6 protein-coding genes are annotated in these 5,681 nt (G+C 66.9%); 3 read left to right on the forward strand and 3 right to left on the reverse strand.

Annotation, left to right across the window (positions count from 1 at the left end):
• Nucleotides 1-10: 10 nt before the first annotated feature.
• Nucleotides 11-397, reverse strand: coding sequence for a hypothetical protein (locus tag JOZ00_RS23130; protein ID WP_293348633.1), 387 nt, complete (start codon nt 395-397; stop codon nt 11-13).
• Between the two features lie 145 nt (nt 398-542).
• Between JOZ00_RS23130 and JOZ00_RS23135 the strand changes: the two genes are divergently transcribed.
• Nucleotides 543-1,283 carry a PadR family transcriptional regulator gene (locus tag JOZ00_RS23135; RefSeq protein ID WP_293348636.1) on the forward strand — a complete coding sequence of 247 codons (741 nt, stop codon included), beginning with the start codon at nt 543-545 and terminating at the stop codon, nt 1,281-1,283.
• A gap of 23 nt (nt 1,284-1,306) precedes the next feature.
• On the opposite strand, the gene glpK is transcribed toward JOZ00_RS23135, so the two are convergent.
• On the reverse strand, nt 1,307-2,833 hold the full coding sequence (gene glpK, locus JOZ00_RS23140; RefSeq protein WP_293348639.1) for a glycerol kinase GlpK: 1,527 nt from the start codon (nt 2,831-2,833) through the stop codon (nt 1,307-1,309).
• A gap of 134 nt (nt 2,834-2,967) precedes the next feature.
• Here glpK and JOZ00_RS23145 point away from each other — a divergent pair, with 134 nt between their 5' ends.
• Together JOZ00_RS23145 and JOZ00_RS23150 are read left to right on the forward strand one after the other, a co-directional pair.
• The gene (locus JOZ00_RS23145; protein ID WP_293348642.1) at nt 2,968-4,440 is read left to right on the forward strand and encodes a glutamate--cysteine ligase; all 1,473 of its coding nucleotides are present in this window, start codon (nt 2,968-2,970) and stop codon (nt 4,438-4,440) included.
• A gap of 20 nt (nt 4,441-4,460) precedes the next feature.
• A complete protein-coding gene (locus JOZ00_RS23150) occupies nt 4,461-5,144 on the forward strand; it encodes a class I SAM-dependent methyltransferase (RefSeq protein ID WP_293348645.1) in 684 nt (227 codons plus the stop codon).
• Here JOZ00_RS23150 and JOZ00_RS23155 read toward each other — a convergent pair.
• The coding region (locus JOZ00_RS23155) for an aminotransferase class V-fold PLP-dependent enzyme (protein WP_293348648.1) at nt 5,141-5,681 on the reverse strand (541 nt) is incomplete at its 5' end. The two genes, JOZ00_RS23150 and JOZ00_RS23155, sit on opposite strands and share 4 nt — an antisense overlap.

Raw genomic sequence — 5,681 nt, forward strand, 5'->3', positions numbered from 1 at the left:
CGCCGCCGCGCTAGCTGGAGACGCTGGCCGCCATCAGCACGACGTCCAGGATCAGCAGCCCCCATCCGAGTAACGGGACCGCGACCCCGCCGCGGCGCTTCGCGGTGAAAAACGTCAGCACGATGACGACGACGGCGACCACTGGTGCGCCGTAGAACGCGGTGCCGAAGTCGATCCCGCCGCGGCCCAGGTTGGCACAGCTGCGATCGGTGCAGCCGTCGGTGCTCATCGCCGCGCCCAGCGCGAAGAGCATCACGATGGCGGCGCCGGGCACCGTCGCCAGCGCCAGCCCCCAGTTGACCCACGGCCACGCGTTGCGGGCACGGCCACCCGGCCCGGCGCCTCGCGCCATCGCGGTCCCGCTGCCGACCGTCAGGTTGGAGTTATCAGCGTTCATTTATCGGGTGCTACCCGGCGTTCTGGGACCACAAACCGGGCCTGAGGGCACGAATTGGCAACGGAACGTTGCATCGCGATAGTTTCCGATATATCGTGATATTCCGAAGCGCATGGAGCGCTTCCCTGAAACGTAAGGACTTCACATGAGCAACCCATTCACTCCCCCAGAAGAGCCATTCGCCGGCCGACCCGGCTTCGGATTCGGCTTTGGCGCCGGTCCCGCGCAGCGCCGCGCCCTGCACGGCGCCAAGCGCCACGCGCGCCGGGAACTCTTCGAGCACCTCCGCGACCAGGCCGCCCAACACGACGGCCCGCTGGGCTTCGGTCCCGGGTTCGGTCCGGGCTTCGGCCCTGGGTTCGGTCCGGGCTTCGGCCCCGGATTCGGGCCTGGTTTCGGCTTCGGACCTGGTGGCCGGCGCGGCGGATGGCGCCGTGGCGGCCGGGGCGGCGGCAAGCGCGGTGACGTGCGGGCGGCCATCCTCGTGCTGCTGGCCGACCGGCCGATGCACGGCTACGAGATGATCCAGCAGATCGCCGAGCGCAGCAACGGGCTGTGGAAGCCGAGCCCCGGTTCGGTCTACCCCACGCTGCAGTTGCTGGGCGACGAAGGCCTGATCGCCGCGAGCGAGACCGAGGGCAGCAAGAAGCTCTACGAGCTGACCGAGGAGGGTCGCACGGCGGCCGAGAAGGTCGAGACCCCGCCGTGGGAAGAGATCACCGAAGGCGCCGACCCGGGCCAGATCAACCTGCGGGCTGCCGTGGGCCAGTTGTTCGGTGCGGTCGGGCAATCCGCCCACACCGCAAGCGCCGACCAGCAGCAGCGCATCGTTGAGATCCTCAACAACGCGCGCCGCGAGATCTACGGCATCCTGGGCGAAGACTAAGCCCTAGACGAGCGGGCCCTGGATCAGGTCAGATCGACCCAATCCAGGGTCCGCTCAACGGCTTTGCGCCAGCCCGCATAACCCGTTGCGCGCTGCTCGTCGCTCCAGGTCGGCGTCCAGCGCTTGCCTTCTTGCCAATTGGCCCGCAAATCGGACGGGTCTGCCCAAAATCCGACCGCCAGGCCCGCCGCGTAGGCGGCGCCCAGTGCGGTTGTCTCGGCCACCACCGGCCGCACCACGTCCACGCCCAGTACGTCGGCCTGGATCTGCATGCATAAATCGTTCTCGGTGATGCCGCCGTCGACCTTCAGAACTTCAAGGTGCACACCGGAATCCGCCGCCATGGCGTCCACCACGTCGCGGCTCTGGTAGCAGATGGCTTCCAGCGTCGCGCGCGCCAGGTGCGCGTTGGTGTTGAACCGGGACAACCCCACGATCGCCCCCCGCGCATCCGATCGCCAGTAGGGCGCGAACAGCCCGGAAAACGCCGGGACGAAATAGACTCCGCCGTTGTCGTCGACCTGACGCGCCAGCGACTCGCTTTGCGCGGCGCCGCTGATGATGCCCAGCTGGTCACGCAGCCACTGCACCGCCGAGCCGGTGACAGCGATCGAACCCTCGAGTGCGTAAACGGGTTTCGCGTCACCGAACTGATAGCAGACGGTGGTCAACAGGCCGTGGTCCGATCGCACGATCGTCTCGCCGGTGTTGAGCAGCAGGAAATTGCCGGTGCCGTAGGTGTTTTTCGCTTCCCCCTCGGACAGACACACCTGACCGACCATCGCCGCATGCTGGTCACCGAGGACACCGGTGATCGGCACCTCGCCGCCCAGCGGCCCGGTCTCCGGCGTCACACCGTGCGGCTCCGGCGACGACGACGGCGCTAGCGCAGGCAGCATTTCGCGGGGAACGGAGAAGATCGACAGCAACTCGTCGTCCCAGTCCAGGGTTTCCAGGTTCATCAGCATGGTCCGGCTGGCGTTGGTCACGTCGGTGACGTGCATGCCGCCCCGCGGGCCACCGGTCAGATTCCACAACACCCAGGTATCGGCGGTGCCGAATATCGCGTCGCCGCGCTGCGCGGCCTCGCGCACCCCGTCGACGTTGTCCAGAATCCACTGCAGCTTTCCGCCGGAGAAGTACGTCGCCGGCGGCAGGCCCGCCTTGCGACGAATCACCTCGCCGCGACCGTCGCGCTCCAGCGCCGACGCGATCCTGTCGGTGCGGGTGTCCTGCCAGACGATGGCGTTGTAGTACGGACGGCCCGTGCGCCGGTCCCACACCAGCGTGGTCTCGCGCTGGTTCGTGATACCCAATGCGACAAAGTCTTTCGCCGATAACTTGGCTTTGTTCAGCACCGACATCAGCACCGACGACGTGCGCTCCCAGATTTCGACCGGGTCGTGCTCGACCCATCCGGCGCGGGGCAGGATCTGTTCGTGCTCGAGTTGATGGCGGGCCACTTCGGCACCGTCGTGATCGAAGATCATGCAGCGAGTGCTGGTGGTTCCTTGGTCGACGGAAACGACGAATTCAGCGGACTCGGCCAACTGCTCTCCTTTACCCGTGAGCTCTCGACACTTCGACGGCGAACTCCATCATGGTCTACCCGCGCGGCGGACGATAGCGCGACTCGTACCGGCAGCGCTTGCGTTACCGCCGGTAACCCTGTTGCATCGGGCTTGTGGGCGAAGAAGTCAAGCGCACCACGTTCGACAGCGCACATCGGCGGGAATACCGGCGCAAGGTGCAGCTATGTCTGGACGTCTTCGAGACGATGCTTGCGCGGTCGTGTTTCGACACCGAGCAACCGCTTACCGGCATGGAGATCGAGTGCAACCTCGTCGACGGCGGTTATCAACCGGCCATGTTGAACCGCGATGTCCTGGAATCCATCGCGGATCCGGCCTACCAGACCGAATTAGGCGCCTACAACATCGAATTCAACGTCCCTCCGCATGCGTTGCCCGGCCACACCGCCCTTGACCTGGAGGCCGAGGTACGGGCCAGCCTGAACGACGCCGAGATCAAGTCGAGCGAGCGCGGCGCACACATCGTCATGATCGGCATCCTGCCGACGCTGATGCCCGACCACCTTTCCACCGACTGGATGAGCGAGTCGACGCGGTACACCGCCCTCAACGAATCGATCTTCACCGCCCGCGGCGAGGACCTTCCCATCGACATCTCCGGCCCCGAACCGTTGAGCTGGCAGGCGCCGACGATAGCGCCCGAATCCGCTTGCACCAGTACCCAATTGCATCTGCAGCTGTCACCGGAGACGTTCGCCGCCAACTGGAATGTGGCACAGGCGGTGGCGGGCCCGCAGTTGGCGATGGGCGCCAACTCGCCATACTTCTTCGGTCATCAGCTGTGGGCCGAGACCCGCATCGAATTGTTCGCGCAGTCCACCGACACCCGCCCCGAGGAGCTCAAAACCCAAGGGGTGCGGCCGCGGGTGTGGTTCGGCGAACGCTGGATCGACTCGGTCCTGGACCTGTACCAGGAGAACATCCGCTACTTCCCGTCGCTGCTGCCCGAGGTGTCCGATGAGGACCCGGCCGCCGAACTGGCCGTGGGGCGCACGCCACACCTGTCCGAATTGCGCCTGCACAACGGCACCGTGTACCGCTGGAACCGGCCCGTATACGACGTCGTCGACGGGCGTCCGCAGCTGCGACTCGAGAACCGGGTGTTGCCGGCCGGGCCGAGCGTCATCGACATGCTGGCGAATTCCGTCTTCTTCTACGGCATGCTGCGCAGCCTGTCCGAGGCGGACGACCCGTTGTGGACGACGATGGATTTCGCTGTGGCACAAACCAATTTCCTTGCCGCGGCGCGATACGGCATCGATGCGCGGCTGGAGTGGCCCGGTCTTGGCGACGTGACGGCGCGCGAATTGGTCTTGGACACACTGCTGCCCATCGCCGATGACGGATTGCAGCGCTGGGGAGTCGACGTCGAGGTGCGCGACCGGTTCCTGGGTGTCATCGAGGGCCGCGCGAGGACCGGTCGGAACGGCGCCACCTGGCAGGTATCCACGGTGCGTGCGCTGCAGAACCACGGTATGACCCGCCCCGCTGCACTCGCCGAGATGGTGCGGCGGTACTGCGACCACATGCACACCAACGAGCCGGTACATACCTGGGCGCTCTGATCCGCGGGTAGGTTGGGTGCATGTCAGCTGAATTGCCGGACTGGGACAGTGCGTACCGTGAGCAGGGCAGATTCGAGGGTGGGCCGCCGCCATGGAACATCGGTGAGCCGCAGCCGGAGCTGGCCGCGCTGATCGACTCCGGGAAGTTTCGCAGCGACATTCTGGATGCGGGCTGCGGTGTCGCCGAGCTGTCGCTGACGCTGGCCGCAAAGGGTTACACGGTGCTGGGCATCGATCTCACCCCGACCGCCGTCGCTGCGGCGACCAAGGCGGCGGCCGATCGCGGGTTGGGCACCGCGACGTTCGAGCAGGCCGACATCACCTCGTTCACCGGCCACGACGGCCAGTTCAACACGGTGGTCGACAGCACGTTGTTCCATTCGCTGCCCGTGGAGGGCCGCGACGGTTACCTGCGCTCGATACATCGCGCCGCCGCGCCGGGCGCGCGGTATTACGTGTTGGTGTTCGCCAAGGGTGCGTTCCCCGAGGAGTGGCAGGAGCGGCCCAACCAGGTGACCGAGGACGAGCTACGCGCCGCGGTGAGCAGGCACTGGGAGATCGACGAGATCCGGCCTGCCTTCATCCACGCGAACATCCCGGCGGAGACGCAGCGGGGCGACGACCCGATGCCGCCGCACGACCGCGACGAGAAGGGGCGGATGAAGTTGCCGGCCTTCTTTTTAGCGGCCCACAAAGCGGGCTAGGCCGCCGCCGCGGTGGCGGCGATCAGCGCCTCGGCGAAGACCTCCAGATCCGCCGCCGTGCTGTCCACGTGCGGCGAAATCCGCAGCACCGGTCCGGTCAGCTCGAGCGGAGCCCGTTGCACGCCTGCGAAAGTCGTCAGTATCCGACGTTCGGCGAGCAGCCAGTCCCGTACCGCCAGCGGGTCGGCGCCGTCGACCGGCGCCAGGGTGGTGATCGCACTCGGCTCCTCGACCTCTTCGACCACAGCCCACCCCGTCACGTCGCCCAGCAGAGTTCGGCTGATGCCGCCCAGCTCGCCCAGGCGGGCGCGCACGGCCAGCGGCCCGTAGCCCAAATACTCCCCCAGGGCCAGCGAAAACCCCACCCGCGCAGCCACATTGGCCTCACCGAATTCCAGTTGCTGATCCACCGTCGACGATTTCAGCAGCCACTCCGGTGCCGCCAGCCTCGGGCGCATCCCGTCCAGCAGCGCGCGGCGCACCGCGAGCATCCCGACCCCGCGGGGCCCTGCGATCCACTTGCGCGACGAGCAGTAC

Source organism: Mycobacterium sp. (assembly GCF_019243155.1).
Taxonomy (GTDB): domain Bacteria; phylum Actinomycetota; class Actinomycetes; order Mycobacteriales; family Mycobacteriaceae; genus Mycobacterium.